The organism is Streptomyces sp. PKA51 (assembly GCF_057552455.1).
In genome coordinates, this window is the sequence record NZ_BAAJPZ010000003.1 from 392617 (window position 1) to 416619 (window position 24003).

The following is a 24003-nucleotide window of genomic DNA, read 5'->3' on the forward strand; positions in this document are numbered from 1 at the left end:
GCCCCGCATTTCCCGTCCCACGCCCACGCATTCCACATCCACGCGTTCCACGTCATGTGTTTCCCACCAGGGGAGTGAATTCTTCATGAGCCATGCCGACGCGCCGGCCGCAGCCCACCCCCCGCTGACCCTCCCCGAGGTCTTCGAGGCCCAGGCCGCCGTCACGCCCGACGCGCCGGCCCTCACCGACGGGCCCACGACGTGGACGTACGCCGAACTCGACGCACACGCCAACCGCATCGCCCACTGGCTCATCGCCCGCGGCACCGGCCCGGAGGACGTCGTCGGCCTCGCCCTGCCCCGCGGCACCACCCACACCGCGGCGCTCCTCGGCATCCTGAAGGCCGGCGCCGCCTACCTCCCCCTGGACCCGCGGCAACCCGCCGAACGCCTCGCCCACCTCCTCGACGACGCCGCACCCGCCCTCGTCCTCACCCACTCGACGGCACCGCTGCAGGTGCCGCCCGGCACCCCCGCCGTCCACGTCGACGACCCCGAAGTGACCGGCGCCCGTACCGCCCCCCGCGACGAGGACCGCCGCTCACCGCTGCAGCACCGCAACCTCGCGTACCTGATGTACACCTCCGGCTCCACCGGCCGCCCCAAGCCCGTCGGCGTCCCCCACACCGGCCTCGCGAGCCTGGTCACCACCATCGTGCGCCACTACACCGCCCACCCTCCCGCGCGCGTCCTGCAGTTCGCCCCCGCCACCTTCGACGTCGCCGTCTGGGAACTGCTCACCGCCTTCGCCACCGGCGGCACCCTCGTCGTCCCGCACGACGAACACGACGAGGGCCTCCTCGGCACCGACCTCGCCGACGCCCTCGCCCGCCACCGCATCACCCACGTCACCCTGCCCGTCCCCGTCCTGGCCACCCTGCCCCCCGACGCCCCCGACCGGCTGCCCGACCTCACCACCGTCAACACCGGCGGCGAAACCTGCCCGCCCGACCTCGTCGCACGATGGGCGGAACGGGTACGGCTCATCAACGGCTACGGCGCCACCGAATGCTCGGTCGCCACCACCCTCAGCACCCCCCTGCGCCCCGACGACGGCCCGGTCCCCATCGGCACGCCCGTCGCCGACGCCCGCGTGTACGTCCTGGACGGCGCCCTGCGCCCCGTCACCGCCGGCCGGGCCGGCGAACTCTACGTCGCCGGCCCCGGCGTGGCCCGCGGCTACCCCGGCCACCACGACCTGACCGCCGAGCGCTTCGTCGCCGACCCCTTCCGGGCCGACGGCACCCGCATGTACCGCACCGGCGACCTCGGCCGCCTGACCGACGACGGCCGGATCGTCTTCCTCGGCCGCACCGACGACCAGGTGCGCATCCGCGGCATCCGCACCGAGCCCGGCGAGCTGGAGGCCGCCCTCGCCCGCCTCCCCGGCGTGGCCCGGGCCGCCGTCACCACCCGCCCCGCCGACACCGACGGCGGGGACCTGCGCCTGATCGGCTACGCCGTCCCCCAACCCGACGCCACCCTCACCCCTGGCGCCCTCCGCGAGCAGCTCCGGGCCCTGCTGCCCGACCACCTCGTCCCCGCCGCGGTCGTCGTCCTGCCCGCCCTCCCGCTCACCGCCCACGGCAAGATCGACCGCACGGCCCTGCCCGACCCCGACTCCCGCGCCCCGGGCGCCCTTTCCGCAGCCGCCCGGCCCCGCACCCCGCGCGAGGAGACGCTGTGCGCCCTCTTCGCGGACGTGCTGGGGCTGGCGGAGGTGGGGACCGACGACAACTTCTTCGACCTCGGCGGCCACTCCCTCCTCGCCACCCGGCTCGTCGGCCGCATCCGCAGCACCTTCGACACCGACCTGCCCCTGCGCACCCTCTTCGAGACGCCCACGGTGGCCGGCCTGGCCGCACTGCTCGACACCACGCCGCGTGCCGGCCGACCCCCGCTGACCGTACGGCCGCGGCCGGAGCGGCTGCCGCTGTCGTACGCGCAGCAGCGGTTGTGGTTCCTGCACCGCCTCGAAGGCCCCTCGGCGACCTACAACATGCCCCTCGCGCTATGGCTGAAAGGCGACCTCGACACGGCCGCCCTGGAGGCCGCCCTCAACGACGTCGTCGCCCGCCACGAGCCTCTGCGCACCCTGTTCACGGAGACCGCCAACGGCGTCCACCAGCACATCCTGCCGCCGGAACAGGCCACGGTGGAGCTGCGCCACCGCACCCTGCCGGAGGACGAACTCGAGGAGGCGCTGCACAGCGCCGCCCGCCACCCTTTCGATCCGGCCACCGGCATTCCCCTGCGCGCCTGGCTGCTGACCGTGGGGCCGCAGGAGTCGGTGCTGCTGCTGGTCATTCACCACATCGCGGGTGACGGCTGGTCCTCGGGGCCGCTGGCGCGGGACGTGGTGGCGGCGTACGGGGCGCGGCGGGCGGGCAGTGCCGAGCCGCAGTGGTCGGCGTTGCCGGTGCAGTACGCGGATTACACGATGTGGCAGCGCGAAGTACTGGGCGAGGAGTCGGATCCGGGGAGTCTGCTGGGGCAGCAGTTCCGGTACTGGGAGGAACGGCTGGCCGGCCTGCCCGAGACCATCACCCTGCCGTCCGACCATCCCCGCCCGGAAGAGGCAAGCTGGGCCGGCGACCGGCTCCACTTGTCCCTGGACGCCACCACCCACGCGGACCTGCAGGCACTGGCCAGGGCCTCGGGCACGACGCTGTTCATGGTGCTGCACGCGGGGCTGGCCGCGCTGCTGACCCGGCTGGGCGCGGGCACCGACATCGCGGTCGGTTCCCCGGTGGCGGGACGCACCGACGAACGCCTCGACGATCTCGTCGGGCTGTTCGTGAACACGGTGGTGCTGCGGACGGACACCGCGGGAGATCCGTCGTTCGGTGAGCTGTTGGAGCGGGTGCGGGAGTCGACTCTGGCGGCGTTGGCGCATCAGGAGGTGCCGTTCGAGTACTTGGTGGAGCGCCTCAATCCGCAGCGGTCGGCGGGTCGGCATCCGCTGTTCCAGGTGGCGCTGGTGCTGCAGAACAACGAGCAGGGCCGCTTCGACCTGCCGGACCTGCAGGTGCACACGGAGGAAATCGGCACCGGCACGGCGAAGTTCGACCTGACGCTGAGCCTCTCGGAGACCTTCGACGACGCGGGCACCCCGGCGGGCCTCGAAGGGTACGTGGAGTTCTCGACGGACCTGTACGAGCGGGCGACGGCGGAGGCGTTCACGGCCCGGTGGACGCGCCTGCTGGCGGAAGCCGCGGCGGAGCCGGGGCGGGCGATCGGCGAGTTGCCGATCCTTGCCGAGAACGAGCGGGAGCGTCTGCTCGGTGAGTGGGGCGTTGGTGTTGGTGGAGATGCCGGGCCGCAGCAGACGTGGCCGGGGTTGTTCGAGGAGCGGGTGCGGGCCGATGGCGGCGCGGTTGCTGTGGTGGACGGGGGCACCACGTGGACGTACGCCGAGCTCGATGCGCGGGCGAATCGTGTGGCGTGGTGGTTGGTGGAGCGTGGGGTCGGTCCGGAGGATGTGGTGGCGGTGTCGGTGCCTGCGGGTGCCGGGCAGGTGGCCGCGGTGCTGGGCGTGCTGAAGGCGGGGGCGGCGTATCTGCCGGTGGATGTGGAGTATCCGGCGGAACGTATCCGGCAGGTGCTGGATGACGCGGGGGCTCGGGTGGTTCTTGATGCTTCTGCTTTGGCTGAGGCGTTGGGGAGGGAGTGCGGTTCGGGGCCTGTGGTGCGGTTGTTGCCGCAGCATCCGGCGTATGTGATCTATACGTCGGGTTCGACGGGCGCGCCGAAGGGTGTCGTGGTTTCGCACGAGGGTTTGGCGGGGCTGGCTGCCGGTTTGCGGGAGCGGGCCGGGATCCGGCCGGGTGCTCGGGTGCTCCGGGCGGCCTCGCTGAGTTTCGATGCGTCGGTTCTCGAAATGCTGCTGGCGTTGTCGTCGGGTGCGGCGTTGGTGGTGGCTGCGGATCGTGGGCAGTTGGCTGGGGAGGAGCTGGAGTCGCTGCTGTCCGACAACGAGATCACGCATGCGTTCTTGCCGCCGTCGGTGTTGATGTCGCTGCCTGCGGGCGCGTCGGAGCGGTTGTCGCGGCTGGAAACGCTGATGGTCGGGGCGGAAGCATGCCCTCCTGAGGCCGTAGCCGCCTGGTCCGCGGGTCGTCGCATGGTCAACGCCTACGGCCCCACGGAAGCCACCGTGGCCGTGGCGATGAGCCGCCCGCTGTCCGGCACCCGAGCACCGGTAGGCGGTCCCGTCCCCGGCGTGCGGCTCCTCGTCCTCGACGAGCGCCTCGGCCTTGTCCCGCCCGGCGTGCCCGGTGAGTTGTACGTTGCCGGGCCCGGCCTCGCCCGCGGGTACGGGGGGCGTCCCGACCTGACCGCTGAACGCTTCGTGGCATGCCCCTATGCCTCGGGCGAGCGGATGTACCGCACCGGCGACCTCGTGCGGTGGGCGGCCGACGGGCAGCTGGAGTTCCTGGGGCGGACCGACGATCAGGTGAAGATCCGGGGTTTCCGTATCGAGCCCGGCGAGGTGGAAGCCGTCCTGCGCGCCCAGCCCGGCGTCGCCCAGGCCGTCGTCGTGGCGCACCGGTACCAGGACCACGACACCCGCCTCGTCGCCTACGTCGTCCCCACCGCCGAACCCGCTGCCGAGCAGGTGGGGGAGTGGCAGGAGATCTACGAGTCGGTGTATGCCCGGCCGGATTCGGAGGTGCTGGGCGAGGATTTCGCCGGCTGGAACAGCTCCTACACCGGTGAACCGATACCGCTGGGCGAGATGCGGGAATGGCGCGATGCTGCCGTCGCCCGCATCCGTGAGCGGCAGCCGCGGCGGGTGCTCGAAATCGGAGTCGGGTCCGGCCTGCTGCTGGGGCATGTGGCGGGTGAGGTGGAGTCCTACTGGGCCACCGACTTCTCCTCGGCCGTCATCGACCGGCTGAGCGCGCAGATCGCCGCAGCCGGTTGGGATCACGTGCAGTTGTTGTGCCGTCCTGCCGACGATTTCACCGGCCTTCCGGCGGGTTTCTTCGACACGATCGTGCTCAACTCGGTCGTCCAGTACTTCCCCGACCACGGTTACCTGCAGCGTGTTCTCGACCAGGCATGGCAGCTCCTTGCCGACGGTGGCCGGATCCTGGTCGGTGACGTCCGCCACCGTGGTTCGGTCCGTGCTTTCCACACCGCCATCCATGCCCCCCACGCCCCCGACACCGGTCACCTGCGTGCCGCGGTCGAGCAGGCAGTGGTCACCGAGAAGGAACTCCTCCTCGACCCCGGCTTCTTCACCACCTGGGCCACCACCCGGAACATCCCCGTCGACATTCGCCTCAAGCGCGGCACCGCCCACAACGAACTCACCCGCCACCGCTACGAAGTCACCCTCCACAAAGCCGCAACAGCAACCGACGTGTCGGCTTTCCCTGCCCTCGCCTGGGGTCAGGACATCACCTCCCTGGCCGACGCCACCGCCCCCGGCCCCGTCCGCATCACCGGCATCCCCAACCCCCGCCTGACCGGCGAGGTCGCCGCCGCCGAAGCGTTGGCAGCCGGCCTGCCCATACCCGCCCTGCAGCGCCGCCTGGCGGAGGGCAGCCGGCAGGACGGCGTCGATCCCGAGGCGCTGGTGCGCTGGGCCGAGGAGCGCGGCCTCCGGGCAGCCGTCACCTGGAACCCGCAGCGAGTGGACGCAGTCGACCTGGTGCTCCTGCCCGGCGATGCCCCCACCACCCTCACCGGTACCCACGTCCCGTCGCCCACCGACCGGCCGCTCGCGGCCTATGCCAACTCTCCCGCCCGGGCCCGTTCCGCCGGCGAGCTGGTGACCACGCTGCGGGCCGCGCTCTCCTCCCGGCTTCCCGCCCATCTCGTACCGTCGGCAATCGTCGCCCTCGACGCGCTGCCCCTCGCCCCCAGCGGCAAGGTCGACAAGTCGGCCCTGCCGGACCCGGCCCACGCCGTGGCGACCCCGGGCCCGCGGCGTGCTCCGCGTACCCCGCAGGAGGAGATCCTGTGCACCCTCTTCGCGGGCGTGCTGGGCGTGCCCGAGGTGGGGATCGACGACGACTTCTTCGACCTCGGCGGCCACTCCCTCCTCGCCACCAAGCTCATCAACAGGATCCGTTCCGCCCTCGGTGCCGAGGTTCCTCTGCGCACCCTCTTCGACGCCCCCACCGTGGCGCGTCTGGCCCGGGAGCTGCGCACCGGCGGGGCGGCCCGTACGGCGCCCGTCGCACGTCCGCGGCCCGCCGTCCTGCCCTTGTCGTTCGCGCAGCAGCGGCTGTGGTTCCTGCACCAGCTGGAAGGGCCGTCGGCGATGTACAACATCCCGCTCGCCCTCCGGCTGAGCGGGAACCTCGACATCGCCGCCCTCGCCGCCGCCCTCGACGACGTCGTGGCCCGGCACGAGCCGTTGCGCACCCTGTACCCGGACGTCGACGGCAGGCCGCACCAGCGCGTCCTGCCGCCGGACGAGGCTCACCCGCCCCTGCCCGTCGAGGACGTCGGGGCGTCCGGCGCCCGCCTGGACGCACGCATCCGCGAGCTGGCCCACCACACCTTCGCGCTCGACCGGGACCTGCCCGTACGGGCCACGCTGCTCGGCGCCGGGCCGGCCGCCTGGGTGCTGGTGCTCGTCGTCCACCACATCGCCAGTGACGGCTGGTCGATGACCCCGCTGGCGGAGGATCTCGCCACCGCGTACACGGCCCGGCTCCAGGGCGGGGCGCCGCAGTGGGCGCCGTTGCCCGTGCAGTACGCGGACTACACGCTCTGGCAGCACGAATTGCTGGGCGACGACAGCGATCCCGACAGCGTCTTCGCCCGCCAGGCCCGCTACTGGACCGATCATCTCGCCGCTCTCCCCGAGCTGGTGACCGTCCCCGCCGACCGGCCGCGGCCGCCCGTCGCCTCGTACGACAGCGCCATGCTGCCCTTCGCCCTCGACGCCCGCACCCACGCCGCCCTGAAGGAACTCGCCCGGGCCACCGACACCACCCTCTTCATGGTGCTGCACGCCGGTCTGGCCGCCCTTCTGACCCGGCTGGGCGCGGGCACCGACATCACCGTCGGCTCACCGATCGCCGGGCGCACGGACGAGCAGCTCGACGATCTCGTCGGCTTCTTCGTCAACACCCTCGTGCTGCGCACCGACACCTCCGGCGACCCCACCTTCACCGACCTTCTGCAGCAGGTCAGGGAGACGAGTCTCGCCGCCTTCACCCACCAGGACGTGCCCTTCGAGTACCTCGTGGAGAAGCTCAACCCGCAGCGCACCACCGCCCACCACCCCCTCGTCCAAGTCATGCTCACTCTTCAGAACACCGACGACGTCCGTTTCGACCTTCCTGGGTTGCGGGCGCGGCTGGAGAACCCCGGTCAGAGCGGTCTGCAGTTCGACCTGCTCGTCAACATCGGCGAGACCTTCGACGAGGACGGCGGCCCGGCGGGGGTGAGCGGGTTCGTCGAGTACGCCACCGACCTGTACGAACCGGCCACCGTCGAGGCATTCGGCGAGCGCTTCGTCCGGCTGCTCGCCGCCGCTGCCCGGCAGCCCGGGCTTCCCGTCGGGGCGCTGGACATCCTCTCCCGCGCCGAACGCGCCCGGCTGAGGGAGTGGTCGGGCGGGCCGGGCACCGCCGGAAGGACGGGGACGCCGTCGCCCCTCACCCTGCCGCAGCTGTTCGGCCGGGCCGTCCGCAGCACCCCGGACGCGGTCGCGCTCGTCGCCGGCGACCGCGAGATCCCGTACGCCGGTCTGGACCGCTGGTCGAACCGCATCGCCCACTGCCTCCTTCAGCGGGGTATCGGCCCCGGGCACCGCGTGGCCCTGCTGATGCGACGCGGACCCGCGCTGGTCGCCGCCCTCCTCGGCGTGCTCAAGACCGGCGCCGCCTACGTACCGGTCGACCCCGACTACCCGGCCGAGCGCCGGGCGCACATGCTCGGCGACTGCGCTCCCTCCGTCGTGCTCGACGACGCCTGGGCGCAGGAGGACCTCGGCCGCTTCCCCGCCACCGATCCCGGCGTCGTCGTCGACCCGGCGCAGGCCGCGTACGTCATCTACACCTCCGGTTCCACCGGCCGGCCGAAGGGCGTCGAGGTCACCCACCTGGGCATCGCCGGGCTGGCCGCCGCCAAGCGACAGGCGTTCGGGCTGGGAACGGGGGACCGCGTGCTGCAGTTCTCCCCGTCCAGCTTCGACGCGATGGTCTCCGAACTCGTCACCACCTTCTCCGGCGGCGCCACCCTCGTGCTGCCCGAGCGCACCGGGCTGGCCGGCCCCGAACTCGCCGAGGCGATCCGCCGGCAGCGGGTGACGAACGCGACGCTGCCGCCCTCCGTCCTGGCCACCCTGGAGCTCGCCGACCGGGCCGCGGGCCATGCCGCCGCCGGGGACGGGACCGGCGTCCTGCCCGGCCTGCGCACCCTCGCGGTGGCGGGTGAGGCATGCCCGCCCGACCTGGCCGCGCGCTGGGCCCCCGGCCGCCGGATGATCAACGCCTACGGGCCGACGGAATCCACGGTCGGCGCCGCGATGCACGTCCTCACCGGCCACGACACCGCGCCGGTGCCCATCGGGCGCCCGCTGCCCGGCCTGTCCGCGTACGTCCTGGACGACCGGCTCGACCTGCTGCCGCCGGGCGTGCCCGGCGAGCTGTACGTGGCCGGACCCGGCCTGGCCCGCGGCTACCTCGGCCGCCCCGACCTGACCGCCGAACGGTTCCTCGCGTGCCCCCATGCCCCGGGCGAGCGCATGTACCGAACCGGCGACCTCGTCCGCTGGAACGCCCACGGCCGGCTGGAGTACCTGGGCCGGTCCGACGACCAGGTCAAGGTGCGCGGCTTCCGCGTAGAACCCGGCGAGATCGAGGCCGCACTGCGCCGCGCGCCCGGCGTCGTCCAGGCCCTGGTCACCGCCCACGAGCACCAGGACGGCGACAACCGCCTGATCGCCTACCTCGTACCGGAGGACGCAGCCCGGTTCTCGCAGGCGGCGGTGCGCGAGGCGCTGCGCGAGCGGCTGCCCGGCTACATGGTGCCGTCGGCGATCGTGGTGCTGGACGCCTTCCCCCTCACCCCCAGCGGCAAGGTGGACCGCGCAGCCCTGCCCGCGCCGGACTACGGCTCGGGCGCGCGGCGGGCGCCGCGCACGCCGCAGGAGGAGATCCTGTGCGCCCTGTTCGCCGAGGTGCTGGGTCTGGCGGAGGTGGGGATCGACGACGACTTCTTCGACCTGGGCGGGCACTCCCTCCTCGCCACTCGCCTCGTCAGTCGCATCCGCAGCGTGCTGGGCGCGGATGTGGCCCTGCGGACGCTGTTCGACGTACCGACGGTGGCCGGCCTGGCCCGGCACGTCGGCGGCGGGTCGGACACCGCCCGTACCGCCCTTGCTCCTCGTCCGCGCCCGGACGCGCTGCCGTTGTCGTTCGCGCAGCAGCGGTTGTGGTTCCTGTACAAGTTCGAGGGGCCGTCCTCGACGTACAACATGCCGCTCGCCCTGCGGCTCACCGGTCGGCTGGACGTGGCGGCGCTGGAGGCCGCTCTCAACGACGTGATCAGGCGGCACGAGCCGTTGCGGACGGTCTTCCCCGACACCGACGGCCGTCCGCGGCAGCACGTGCTCAGCCCGCAGGAGGCGCGGCTGCGGCTGCCCGTCGAGGACGTCCCGGAGCAGGAGCTCGCGGCCCGCATGGACGAGGTCGCCCGCCATCACTTCGCGCTCGACCGGGAGATGCCCGTCCACGCCCGGCTGCTCGCCCCCGCTCCCGGCGTTGCCGTGCTCGTCCTCGTCCTGCACCACATCGCGGGCGACGGCTGGTCGATGGGACCGCTGGCACGCGATCTGGCCGTTGCGTATGCGGCGCGTGTGGCGGGCGATGCGCCGCAGTGGTCACCGTTGCCCGTGCAGTATGCGGACTACACCCTCTGGCAGCACGAACTGCTCGGCGATGACAGCGATCCCGACAGCGTCTTTGCCCGCCAGGCCCGCTACTGGACCGACCACCTCGCTGCTCTGCCCGAACTGGTGACCGTCCCGTCCGACCATCCCCGGCCGCCCGTCGCCTCCTACCGGGGGGCGGAATTCCGGTTCACCTGGGACGCGCGGACGCACGCGGCACTGAGGGAGTTCGCGCGTACCAGCGGCACCACGCTGTTCATGGTGCTGCATGCGGGTCTGGCCGCGTTGCTGACGCGGTTGGGTGCGGGCACCGACATCGCCGTGGGTTCACCGATCGCGGGGCGTACGGACGAGGGGCTGGACGATCTGGTCGGCTTCTTCGTCAACACCCTCGTGCTGCGTACGGACACCTCCGGCGACCCGAGCTTCACCGACCTGCTGGAGCAGGTGCGCGAGACGAGCCTGGCGGCCTTCACTCATCAGGACGTGCCCTTCGAGTACCTGGTCGAGAAGCTCAACCCCCGTCGCACCACCGCCCACCACCCCCTCGTCCAGATCATGCTCGCCCTGCAGAACAACGCCGACGTCCACTTCGAACTCCCCGGGCTCCACACCCGCCTCGAACACCCCGGCCCCGGCGGTTCCCAGTTCGACCTGACCGTCAACCTGGCCGAGACCTTCGACGCCGACGGCAACCCCACCGGGCTCACCGGCACCATCGACTACGCCACCGACCTGTACGCACCCGCCACCGTCGAGGCCCTGGCCGCCCGGTGGGCCCGCCTCCTCGACGCGGCGGCAGCCGCGCCGGACGAACCCGTCGGCGCGCTGCCCGTGCTCACGGCCGCGGAACACGAACTCCTGCTCACCCACTGGGGCACCAACGACGACCCCGCTGCACCCCTGCCCCTCCCGGCACTGCTCGAACGGCAGGTCCGTGCCACCCCCGACGCCACCGCGCTGACCGACGCCGCGGGCTCCCTCACCTACGCCGAACTCGACGCCCGCTCCAACCGGATCGCCCAGTGGCTCCTGCGCCGGCGCCCGGGCACCGCAACGAGCAGCGCAACCGAACAGATCGTGGCCCTCGCCGCACCCCGCACCGCGCTCCACGTCACGGCCGTCCTCGGCATCCTCAAGGCCGGCGCGGCCCATCTGCCCGTCGACCCGGACTATCCGGCCGAGCGCATCGCCACCATGCTCGCCGACGCCGCACCGGCCGTGCTCCTCACCACCCGCGGGATCGCCGAGCGCCTCCCGGCCGGCCTGCCCACCGAGGTCGTCCTCCTCGACGCCCCGGCCGTCGTCGCCGAACTGCGCGACCAACCGGACACCGACCCGCTCGACGCCGGCCTGATCGACGCCGGCCTGATCGACGACGGTCACCCCGCGTACGTCATCTACACCTCCGGCTCCACCGGGCACCCCAAGGGCGTCATCGTCACCCACGCGGGCCTGCCCGCGCTCGCCGCCACCCTGGACCGCTTCGCCGTCGCACCGGACAGCCGCATCCTGCAGCTCACCTCGCCCAGCTTCGACGTGTCGGTGATGGAACTGCTGATGGGCTTCACCGCCGGCGCGACCCTCGTCCTGCCCGGCACCGACCGGCTCGCGGGGGACGAACTCGCCCGCGTCCTCGCCGACCGGCGCATCAGCCACCTGTTCATCCCGCCCTCCGTCCTGCAGACCCTGCCGCCCGGTACCGAGGACGCCCTGCCCGACCTCGCCTGCGTCGTCGTCGCGGGCGAGGCATGCCCGCCCGAACTCGTCCGGCGCTGGGCGCCCGGCCGCCGGATGGTCAACGCCTACGGCCCCACCGAGACCACGGTCTACGCCACCACCAGCGGCCCGCTCACCGGAGCCGGCGCACCCATCGGCCGCCCGGTGACCGGCACCCGCGTCCACGTCCTCGACGACCGGTTACGGCCCGTCCCGCCGGGCGTGCCCGGCGAGCTGTACGTGGCCGGACCCGGCCTGGCCCGCGGCTACCTCGGCCGCCCCGGGCTCACCTCCGAACGGTTCATCGCCGACCCGTACGCCACCGCGCCGGGCGCGCGCATGTACCGCACCGGCGACGTCGTCCGCTGGAACACCGACGGGCAGCTGGAGTACCTGGGCCGGGCCGACGACCAGGTCAAGGTGCGCGGCTTCCGCGTCGAACCCGGCGAGATCGAGGCCCAACTGCGCCGCACGCCGCAAGTCCGCCAAGCCCTCGTCGTCGCCCGCGACCATCAGGACGACGACAGGCGGCTGGTCGCGTATGTCGTACCGGAGGACGGAGCCCGGTTCTCGGAGGCGGCGGTGCGCGAGGCGCTGCGCGAGCGGCTGCCCGGGTACATGGTGCCGTCGGCGATCGTGGTGCTGGACGCCTTCCCGCTGAGCCCGAACGGCAAGGTGGACCGGACCGCGCTGCCCGCGCCGGACTACGGGCCGGGTGCGCGGCGGGCGCCGCGCACGCCGCAGGAGGAGATCCTGTGCGCGCTGTTCGCCGAGGTGCTGGGCCTGGCGGAGGTGGGGATCGACGACGACTTCTTCGACCTGGGCGGGCACTCCCTGCTGGCGACCCGGCTCGTCAGCCGCATCCGCCGCGCCCTGGGCGCCGAAGTGCCCCTGCGCACCCTCTTCGACGCACCCTCCGTCGCCCGGCTCGCCCGCCACCTCACCACCGGCGACGTACGCGCCGCGCTCACCCCGCGGCCGCGGCCGGAGCGGCTGCCGCTGTCGTACGCGCAGCAGCGGCTGTGGTTCCTGCACCGGCTCGAAGGCCCCTCGGCGACCTACAACATGCCGCTCGCCCTTCGGCTTGTCGGGCAGCTGGACGTGGCGGCGCTGGAAGCCGCCCTCAACGACGTGATCGCCCGCCACGAGCCCCTGCGCACCCTGTTCCCCGAACGCGACGGTCACCCGTACCAGCACGTCCTCGCCCCGCAGCAGGCACGGCTCGACCTGCCGGTCGAGCCGGTCGCCGAACACCGGGTCCGGCAGGCGGTGGAGGAGACCGCGCGCCTCGGCTTCCGCTTGGAGCACGAGATGCCGGTGCGGGCACGGCTGCTCGTGCCGGGGCCGCAGGAGTCGGTGCTGGTGCTCGTCATTCACCACATTGCGGGTGACGGCTGGTCCATGGGGCCGCTGGCGCGGGACGTGGTGGCGGCGTACGCGGCACGGCGGGCGGGGAGCGCCGAGCCGCAGTGGTCGGCGTTGCCGGTGCAGTACGCGGACTACACGATGTGGCAGCGGGAAGTGCTGGGCGAGGAGTCGGATCCGGGGAGTCCGTTCGGGCAGCAGTTCCGGTACTGGCAGGAACGGCTGGCCGGCCTGCCGGACGAAGTGACCGTCCCCGCCGACCGGCCCCGGCCCGCCGTGGCCTCGTACGCAGGCGACGCGATCCGCGTCGACCTCGGGCCGCAGACGCACGACGCCCTGCGGCAGCTGGCGCGTTCTTCGGGCACCACGCTGTTCATGGTGCTGCACGCGGGGCTGGCCGCGTTGCTGACCCGCCTGGGCGCGGGCACCGACATCGCGGTCGGCAGTGGTGTGGCCGGACGCACGGACGAGGCCCTCGACGATCTCGTCGGATTCTTCGTGAACACGGTGGTGCTGCGGACGGACACCGCGGGAGATCCGTCGTTCGGTGAGCTGTTGGAGCGGGTGCGGGAGTCGAGTCTGGCGGCCTTCGCACATCAGGAGGTGCCGTTCGAGTACTTGGTGGAGCGTCTCAATCCGCAGCGGTCGGCGGGTCGGCATCCGCTGTTCCAGGTGGCGCTGGTGCTGCAGAACAACGAAGAAGGCCGCTTCGACCTGCCGGACCTGCAGGTCGGCACCGAACCCCTCGGCACCGGCACGGCGAAGTTCGACCTGACGCTGAGCGTCTCCGAGACCTTCGACGACGCCGGCCGCCCGGCCGGTGTCACGGGCTTCGTGGAGTTCGCCACCGACCTGTACGAGCGCGGGACGGTGGAGGCGTTCGCGGCCCGGTGGGTGCGCCTGCTGGCGGAAGCCGCGGCGGAGCCGGGGCGGGCGATCGGCGAGTTGCCGATCCTTGCCGAGGACGAGCGGGAGCGTCTGCTCGGTGAGTGGGGCGTTGGCGAGGAATCGGAGTCGCGCAGCTGGCCGGTGCTCTTCGAGGAGCGGGTGCGGGCCGATGCGGATGCGGTTGCGGTGGTGGAGGGGGACACCACCTGGTCGTACGGGGAGTTGGCCGCCCGGGTCGATCGCGTTGCGTGGTGGTTGGTGGAGCGTGGGGTCGGTCCGGAGGATGTGGTGGCGGTGTCGGTGCCTGCGGGTGCCGGGCAGGTGGCGGCGGTGCTGGGTGTGTTGAAGGCGGGGGCGGCGTATCTGCCGGTGGATGTGGAGTATCCGGCGGAACGTATTCGGCAGGTGCTGGATGACGCGGGGGCTCGGGTCGTTCTTGATGCTTCTGCTTTGGCTGAGGCGTTGGGGAGGGAGTGCGGTTCGGGGCCTGTGGTGCGGTTGTTGCCGCAGCATCCGGCGTATGTGATCTACACGTCGGGTTCGACGGGGGTGCCGAAGGGCGTGGTGGTCTCGCATGAGGGCTTGGCGGGGCTGGCTGCCGGTTTGCGGGAGCGGTCGGGGGTGCGTCCCGGCGCCCGGGTGTTGCGGGCTGCGTCGCTGAGCTTTGATGCGTCGGTGTTGGAGATGCTGCTGGCGTTGTCGTCGGGCGCGGCGTTGGTGGTGGCTACGGATCGTGGGCAGCTGGCGGGGGAGGAGCTGGAGTTCCTGCTGTCGGGCGGTGGGGTCACGCATGCGTTTCTGCCGCCGTCGGTGTTGATGTCGCTGCCTGCCGGCGCGTCGGAGCGGTTGTCGCGGCTGGAAACGCTGATGGTCGGGGCGGAGGCATGTCCGCCGGAAGTGGTCGCCGCTTGGTCGAAGGGGCGTCGCATGGTGAATGCGTACGGTCCGACAGAGGCCACCGTGGCAGTGGCGATGAGCCGCCCGTTGTCGGGAGCGCGCGCGCCGATAGGCGGCCCCGTGCCCGGAGTGCGGCTGCTGGTGCTCGACGAGCGGTTGAAGCTGGTTCCGTCCGGCGTTCCGGGCGAGTTGTACGTTGCCGGAGCTGCTCTGGCGCGGGGTTACGGGGGGCGTACCGATCTGACTGCCGAGCGGTTCGTGGCCTGTCCTTATGCGCCGGGTGAGCGGATGTACCGCACCGGCGACCTGGTGCGGTGGGCGGCCGACGGGCAGTTGGAGTTCCTGGGGCGGACCGACGATCAGGTGAAGGTCCGGGGTTTTCGTATCGAGCCCGGCGAGGTGGAAGCCGTCCTGCGCGCTCAGCCCGGCGTCGCCCAGGCCGTCGTCGTGGCGCGTCGGCACCAGGAACACGACACCCGCCTCGTCGCCTACATCGTGCCGTCCGGCTCGGACGATGGCGGCAGCGCGTCCGCCGGAGAGCAGGTCGACGAATGGCAGGAGATCTACGAGTCGGTGTATGCCCGGCCGGATTCGGAGGTGTTGGGCGAGGATTTCGCCGGCTGGAACAGCTCCTACACGGGTGAACCGATACCGCTGGGCGAGATGCGGGAGTGGCGTGATGCTGCTGTGGCGCGTGTTTGTGAGTGGCAGCCGCGGCGGGTGCTGGAGATCGGTGTGGGTTCGGGCCTGCTGCTGGGGCATGTGGCGGGTGAGGTGGAGTCCTACTGGGCCACCGACTTCTCCTCGGCCGTCATCGACCGGCTGAGTGGGCAGATCACGGCGGCCGGTTGGGATCACGTGCGGCTGTTGTGCCGTCCTGCCGACGATTTCACTGATCTGCCGGCGGGTTTCTTCGACACGATCGTGCTCAACTCGGTCGTCCAGTACTTCCCGGATCATGGTTACCTGCAGCGTGTTCTCGACCAGGCATGGCAGCTCCTTGCCGACGGTGGCCGGATTGTGGTCGGTGACGTCCGCCACCGTGGTTCGGTCCGTGCTTTCCACACCGCCATCCATGCCCCCCACGCCCCCGACACCGGTCACCTGCGTGCCGCGGTCGAGCAGGCAGTGGTCACCGAGAAGGAACTCCTCCTCGATCCCGGCTTCTTCACCACTTGGGCCACCACCCGGAACGTCCCCGTCGACATTCGTCTCAAGCGCGGCACCGCCCACAACGAACTCACCCGCCACCGCTACGAAGTCACCCTCCACAAAGCCGCAACAGCAACCGATGTGTCGGCTTTCCCTGCCCTCGCCTGGGGTCAGGACATCACCTCCCTGGACGACGCCACCGCCCCCGGCCCCGTCCGCATCACCGGCATCCCCAACTCCCGCCTGACCGGCGAGGTCGCCGCCGAGCGGGCGGCGGCCGGCGGGGCGCCGGTGCAGCGCATCCGTGAGCTGCTGGCCGAGGTGGCGGAGGGCGCAGGGCCGGACCCGGAGGCCGTTCATCGCTGGGCCGTGCAGCAGGGGTGCCGGGCCCTCCTCACCTGGAACCCTCAAGAGGTCGACCGGTACGACGCGGTGCTCGTCCCGTACGCCGACGAGGCGCGGGCGTTCACAGGGACGTACGCGCCCGTCACCGACCTGCCGTTGCCGGCGCTCGTCAGCGACCCCGCCCGTGCCCGCGGCACCGGCGACCTGGTCACCGACCTGCGGCACACGCTCAAGGAGGTGCTCCCGGCCCACCTCGTGCCGTCGGCGATCGTCGCCCTCGACGCCTTACCCCTCACCCTCAGCGGCAAGGTGGACCGTGCCGCCCTGCCCGCGCCGGACTACGGATCCGGCGCGCGGCGGGCGCCGCGCACGCCGCAGGAGGAGATCCTGTGCGCCCTGTTCGCCGAGGTGCTGGGGCTCGCGGAGGTGGGGATCGACGACGACTTCTTCGACCTCGGCGGCCACTCCCTCCTCGCCACCAAGCTCGTCAACAGGATCCGCACCACCCTCGGCGCCGAAGTGCCCCTGCGCACCCTCTTCGACGCCCCCACCGTGGCCCGGCTGGTACGACAGCTGCGGAGTGCCGTCGCTCTTCGTACCGCCCTTGCTCCTCGTCCGCGCCTGGACGCGCTGCCGTTGTCGTTCGCGCAGCAGCGGTTGTGGTTCCTGTACAAGTTCGAGGGGCCGTCGTCGACGTACAACATGCCGCTCGCCCTGCGGCTCACCGGTCGGCTGGACGTGGTGGCGCTGGAGGCCGCTCTCAACGACGTGGTCGCGCGGCACGAGTCGTTGCGGACGGTCTTCCCCGACACCGACGGCCGCCCGCGGCAGCACGTGCTCAGCCCGCAGGAGGCGCGGCTGCGGCTGCCCGTCGAGCGCGTCACCGAAGAGGAAGCCGTCCGCGCCCGGATCCATGAGATCGTCCGGCACGGATTCGCTCTCGACCGGGAGATTCCCTTCCGCGCCCGTCTCCTGTCCGTGGGGAACGGGACGGACGCATGGGTGCTGGTGCTGGCCGTGCACCACATCGCGGGCGACGGCTGGTCCTCCGGACCGCTGGGACGCGATCTGGCCGTTGCGTACGCGGCGCGTGTGGCGGGTGAGGAGCCGCAGTGGTCGCCGTTGCCCGTGCAGTACGCGGACTACACCCTCTGGCAGCACGAACTGCTCGGTGACGACAGCGATCCCGACAGCGTCTTTGCCCGCCAGGCCCGCTACTGGACCGATCATCTCGCTGCTCTGCCCGAGCAGGTGACGGTACCGGCCGACCATCCGCGGCCGCCCGTCGCCTCGTACGAGAGCGACACCCTCTCCTTCTCGCTCGACGCACGGGCGCACGAGGCGTTGAGGGAGTTGGCGCGTACCAGCGGCACCACGCTGTTCATGGTGCTGCATGCGGGTTTGGCCGCGTTGCTGACGCGGTTGGGTGCGGGCACCGACATTGCCGTGGGTTCACCGATCGCGGGGCGTACGGACGAGGGGCTGGACGATCTGGTCGGCTTCTTCGTCAACACCCTCGTGCTGCGTACGGACACCTCCGGCGACCCCTCCTTCACCGACTTGCTGGAGCAGGTGCGGGAGACGAGTCTGGCGGCCTTCAGCCACCAGGACGTGCCCTTCGAGTACCTGGTCGAGAAGCTCAACCCCCGCCGGACCACCGCCCACCACCCCCTCGTCCAGATCATGCTCGCCCTGCAGAACAACGCCGACGTCCACTTCGAACTCCCCGGACTTCGTGCGCAGTACCAGGATCCGGGCGCCGGAGGCTCGCAGTTCGACCTGACGCTGAGCCTGTCCGAGTCCTTCGGCAACGCAGGCGATCCGGCCGGTGTTCAAGGTGTTGTGGAGTTCGCCAAGGATCTGTACGACCGGGGGACGGTGGAGGCGCTCGCGGCGCGCTGGGTACGACTGCTGGCAGCTGCCGCAGCCGCACCGGGCCGACCGATCAGCGCCCTGCCGGTCCTCAGCGAGGACGAGCGGGAGCGCCTCCTCGACGACTGGGGCGTTGGTGTCGGTGGAGATGCCGGGCCGCAGCAGACCTGGCCTGCGCTGTTCGAGGAACGGGTGCGGGCCGATGGCGGCGCGGTTGCCGTGGTGGAAGGGGGCACCACCTGGACGTACGCCGAGCTCGATGCCCGGGCGAACCGGGTCGCGTGGTGGCTGGTGGAGCGTGGAGTCGGTCCGGAGGACGTGGTGGCGGTGTCGGTGCCTGCGGGTGCGGGGCAGGTGGCCGCGGTGCTGGGCGTGCTGAAGGCGGGCGCGGCCTACGTACCTGTGGACGCCGACTACCCCGCCGAACGCATCCGCCGGCTGCTCGCCGACGCCGACGCCGCGGTCGTTCTCGACGACTCCGCCCTCGCCGAGGCGCTGGCGATGCAGCGCGACTCCGGGCCTGTGGTGCGGTTGTTGCCGCAGCATCCGGCGTATGTGATCTATACGTCGGGTTCGACGGGTGCGCCGAAGGGTGTCGTGGTTTCGCACGAGGGCTTGGCGGGGCTGGCTACCGGTTTGCGGGAGCGGGCCGGGATCCGGCCAGGTGCTCGGGTGCTCCGGGCGGCCTCGCTGAGTTTCGACGCATCGGTTCTCGAAATGCTGCTGGCGTTGTCGTCGGGTGCGGCGTTGGTAGTGGCTGCGGATCGTGGGCAGTTGGCTGGGGAGGAGCTGGAGCTCCTACTGTCGGGCAACGAGATCACGCATGCGTTCTTGCCGCCGTCGGTGTTGATGTCGCTGCCTGCCGGCGCCCCGGAGCGGTTGTCGCGGCTGGAAACGCTGATGGTCGGGGCGGAAGCGTGCCCTCCCGAGGCGGTATCCGCCTGGTCCGCGGGTCGTCGCATGGTCAACGCCTACGGCCCCACGGAAGCCACGGTCGCGGTGGCGATGAGCTGCCCGCTGTCGGGAGCGCGCGCACCGGTAGGCGGTCCCGTCCCCGGCGTGCGGCTCCTCGTCCTCGACGAGCGCCTCGGCCTCGTCCCGCCCGGCGTGCCCGGTGAGTTGTACGTTGCCGGGCCTGGTCTGGCCCGCGGGTACGGGGGGCGTCCCGACCTGACCGCTGAACGCTTCGTGGCATGCCCCTACGCCACCGCGCCCGGGAGCCGCATGTACCGCACCGGCGACCTCGTGCGGTGGGCGACCGACGGGCAGCTGGAGTTCCTGGGGCGGACCGACGACCAGGTGAAGATCCGGGGTTTTCGTATCGAGCCCGGCGAGGTGGAAGCCGTCCTGCGCGCTCAGCCCGGTGTCGCCCAGGCCGTCGTCGTGGCGCGCCGGTACCAGGACCATGACACCCGCCTCGTCGCCTACATCGTCCCGACCCCCGCTCCCGACGAGCGGCTCTCCTCGACCGCCTCCCTTCGCACCTCCCTTCGTGCCTCCCTTCGCGACGCTCTCCGCACCCGGCTGCCCGCACACATGGTGCCGTCGGCCGTTGTCGTCCTGGACGCCCTGCCGCTCACCCCGAGCGGCAAGCTCGACCGCGCCGCCCTGCCCGCCCCCGACTACACCACGGACACCACACGCCAACCGCGCACTCCGCAGGAGGAAGCCCTGTGCGCGCTCTTCGCGGACGTGCTGGGCGTGCCGGAGGTCGGCATCGACGACGACTTCTTCGACCTCGGGGGCCACTCCCTCCTCGCCACCCGCCTCGTCAGCCGCATCCGCAGCGTGCTGGGCGCGGACATCGCCCTGCGGACGCTGTTCGACGTACCGACAGTGGCCGGCCTGGCCCACCACGTGGGTGCTCCGTCGGACACCGCCCGTACCGCTCTCGCCCCCCGCCCGCGCCCCGCCGTGCTCCCCTTGTCGTTCGCGCAGCAGCGGTTGTGGTTCCTGTACAAGTTCGAAGGCCCCTCCTCGACCTACAACATGCCGCTCGCCCTGCGCCTCACCGGGCAGCTCGACGTGGCAGCCCTGGAGGCCGCCCTCAACGACGTGATCGCCCGCCACGAGCCGTTGCGGACGGTCTTCCCCGACACCGACGGCCGCCCCCGGCAGCACGTCCTCACCCCTCAGGAGGCCCGTCTCCCGCTGCCCGTCGTGCGGGTGCGGGAGGAGCAGGTGGCGGAGGCGGTGCGCGACGCCGTGCGGTACGGCTTCGCGCTCGACCGGGAGATCCCCGTGCACGCCCGGCTGCTGTCAGTGGGGCCGGAGGAGTCGGTCCTGGTGCTCGTCGTCCACCACATCGCGGGCGACGGCTGGTCGATGGGGCCGCTGGCCCGTGACCTGGTGGCCGCCTACGGGGCCCGGCTGGAAGGCGGGGCGCCGCAGTGGTCGCCGCTTCCCGTGCAGTATGCGGACTACACCCTGTGGCAGCACGAAGTGCTCGGCGACGACAGCGATCCCGACAGCCTCTTCGTCCGTCAGGCCCGCTATTGGACCGACCACCTCGCCGGTCTCCCCGAGCAGGTGACCGTGCCGACCGACCGGCCCCGGCCGGCCGTCGCCTCCTACCAGGGCGACGTGGCGCCGCTGACGATCGATGCCCGCACGCACGCCGGGCTGCGGGAGCTGGCCCGCACCTCCGGCACCACGCTCTTCATGGTGCTGCAGACCGGTCTGGCCGCGCTGCTGACCCGGCTCGGGGCGGGTGAGGACATCACCCTGGGCTCGCCCATCGCCGGCCGGGGGGACGAGGGCCTGGACGATCTGGTCGGCTTCTTCGTCAACACCCTCGTCCTGCGCACCGACACCTCCGGTGACCCCGCCTTCTCCACTCTCCTCTCCCGCGTCCGCGAGACGAGCCTGGCGGCCTACATGCACCAGGATGTGCCCTTCGAGTACCTCGTGGAGAAGCTCAACCCGCAGCGGTCCACCGCTCATCACCCCTTGTTCCAGGTGGTGCTGGTGCTGCAGAGCGGCGACGACGCCCGGTTCGAGCTGCCGGGGCTGCGCGTGCGCACGGAGCCGATCGGGGTGGGATCGGCCAAGTTCGACGTGTTCTTCAGCGTCGCCGAGACGTTCGACGACGGGGGCCGTCCCGCCGGGCTGACCGGCCTGATCGAATACGCCACCGACCTGTACGACGCGCAGACCGTGCGCGTCCTCGCCGACCGGTGGTCCCGGCTGCTGCGGGCAGCGGTCGCGGATCCCGGGCGGTCGATCGGGGCGCTGGAGATCCTCGGAGCGGGGGAGCGGGAGGAGTTGCTGGCGTGGTCGCGGGCCGACCGGTCCGACGAGCCGGCGGTGACGCTGCCGGAGCTCTTCGCCCGGGCGGTGGCCCGGGACCCGGGCGCGGTCGCGCTGCGGTGGGACGCCGGGCACCTGGCGTACGGGGAGCTGGACCGGCTCTCCAACCGCATCGCGCACTGGCTGCTCGACCGCGGGGTGGGGCCCGAGCGGCGCGTGGCGCTGCTGATGCGGCGCGGTCCCGGGCTGGTCGCGACCGTGCTCGGCGTGCTGAAGACCGGGGCGGCCTACGTCCCCGTCGACCCGGACTACCCGGCCGAGCGCATCGCGTTCATGCTGCAGGACGCGGAGCCCGCCCAGGTGTTCGACGACGGATGGACCGAGCGCGAGGATCTCTCCCGCTTCCCGGACACCGCACCCGAGGTGACCGTCCATCCCGCGCACCCCGCGTACGTCATCTACACCTCCGGTTCCACGGGCCGGCCCAAGGGGGTGGCCGTCACCCACGCCGGCATCGCCAACCTGGCCAGGGCGCAGGTCGACGGCTTCGCCCTCACACCGGAGAGCAGGGTCCTGCAGTTCGCCTCGCCCAGCTTCGACGTGTCCGTGTGGGAGCTGGTGATGGCCTTCGCCGCCGGGGCGAGCCTGGTGGCGGTCCCGGCCGACGCGCTGGCGGGCGAGGCGCTGCAGGAGACCATGCGGCGCCTGCAGGTCACGCACGTGACGCTGCCGCCGTCGGTGCTGGCCACCTTGGACGGGTACGGGCCCGGTGGCGCCCTCGCCGGGCTGGCGGTGCTGCTGGTGGCGGGCGAGGCGTGCCCGCCGGACCTGGTGGGCCGGTGGGCCCCGGGGCGCCGCATGATCAACGCGTACGGGCCCACGGAGTCGACCGTCGGGGCGGCCATGAGCACGCCGCTGACCGGGCGCGAGGCGCCTGCGGTGCCGATCGGCCGGCCGCTGTTCGGGCTGTCCGGGTTCGTGCTGGACGCCGGGCTGCGCCTGGTGCCGCGGGGCGTGGTGGGCGAGCTGTACATAGCCGGTGCCGGGCTGGCCCGCGGGTACCTGGGCCGGCCGGGACTGACGGCCGAGCGCTTCGTCGCACATCCCTTCGGCGGCCCGGGCGAGCGGATGTACCGCACGGGCGACGTGGTCCGCTGGAACGCCGAGGGACAGCTGGAGTTCCTCGGGCGCGCCGACGACCAGGTCAAGATCCGCGGCTTCCGGGTCGAACCCGGCGAGGTGCAGGCCGCCTTGCGGCGCCTGCCCGGCATCGTGCAGGCCGTCGTCGTCGCGGACCGGCACGCGGCGGGCGACACCCGCCTGGTGGCGTACGTCGTGCCCGAGCATCCGGAGTCCTTCTCCACCGCGGACGTGCGCGAGGCGCTGCGCGACCGGCTCCCGGCGTACATGGTGCCCGCGGCCGTCGTGGCCCTCGACGAGCTCGTCCTCAGCCCCAACGGCAAGGTCGACCGGCGCGCCCTGCCCGCCCCGGACTACGGGGGCGGCCCGGTGCGACCGCCGCGCACCCCGCAGGAGGAGGTGCTGTGCGGTTTGTTCACGGAGGTGCTGGCGGTGCCGGGGGTGGGGGTCGACGACGGGTTCTTCGACCTGGGCGGGCACTCCTTGCTGGCGACCCGGCTGATCAGCCGCATCCGTGACGTCCTGGGTGTCGAGCTGCCCCTGCGGGCCCTGTTCGAGGCGCCGACGGTGGCCGCGCTCGCGCAGCGGTTGGGCGGCGAGGGGGAGAGGTCCAGTGCCTTCGACGTCCTGCTGCCCCTGCGGGCGAGGGGGGAGCGGCCGCCGCTGTTCTGCCTGCACTCCGGTGGCGGCATGAGCTGGAACTATGCCGCCCTGCTGCCGCACTTGGCCGCTGACGTCCCACTGTACGGGCTGCAGGCCCGCGGCCTGGCGCACCCCGACGACCTGCCGCGGTCGCTGGAGGAGGTGGCCGACGACTGCATCGAGGCGATGCGCCGGGTGCAGCCGTCGGGGCCGTACCACCTGCTGGGTCACTCCTTCGGCGGGGTGGTGGCCCACGCCATGGCCGCCCGGCTGCGCGAGCGCGGGCAGGAGGTCGCCCTGATCGTCTGCCTGGACGCCAAACCGGCCGCCGACGAGGGCGAGCTGGAGGAGCATGCGCACGAGGAGTACTACCGGGGGATCCTCGACCTGCTGGGCGTCGGCACGGAGCAGGTGCCGGCCGGGCCGATGGGCTTCGAGGAGTTCGCCGAGCTGGCCCGGACCACCAACACCGTGCTCGGCAGCATCGAGGAGGAGGAATTCCTCACCATCATGCGGGTGCTGGAGAACAACATCGCCGTCACGGCGCGCTACCGGCATGAGCGGGTCGCCACGCGCATGGTGCTGTTCGCGGCGACGGAGGAGACCGACACCGTGCTGGACGCCGGCAGCTGGCGCCCGTACGTCGACGGCGAGGTCGTCTGCCACCGGGTGGCCACCACCCACGCCGGCATCCTCAAGCCGGAGATGCTCGGCCGGATCGCCTCGGTGATCGAGGCGGAGCTGCGCGCGGGGAGGTGATGGCGAGGAGCGACGGCAAGGGGTGACGGTGAGGACGACAACGGTGAGGACGGCAACGGCGAGGGGCCCGCATCGCCGGCCGACGTACCGTACGTCGGCGGGCGGCGCAGGCCCCC

Annotated in this window: 1 protein-coding gene; it reads left to right on the plus strand. The window is 72.4% G+C overall.

What is annotated here, in order from left to right:
* Positions 1 to 85 precede the first annotated feature (85 nt).
* Positions 86 to 23887 (plus strand): non-ribosomal peptide synthase/polyketide synthase, encoded by a 23802-nt coding sequence (locus AC27L3_RS06865; RefSeq protein ID WP_487233105.1) that lies wholly within the window; start codon positions 86 to 88, stop codon positions 23885 to 23887.
* The last annotated feature ends 116 nt before the right edge of the window (positions 23888 to 24003 follow it).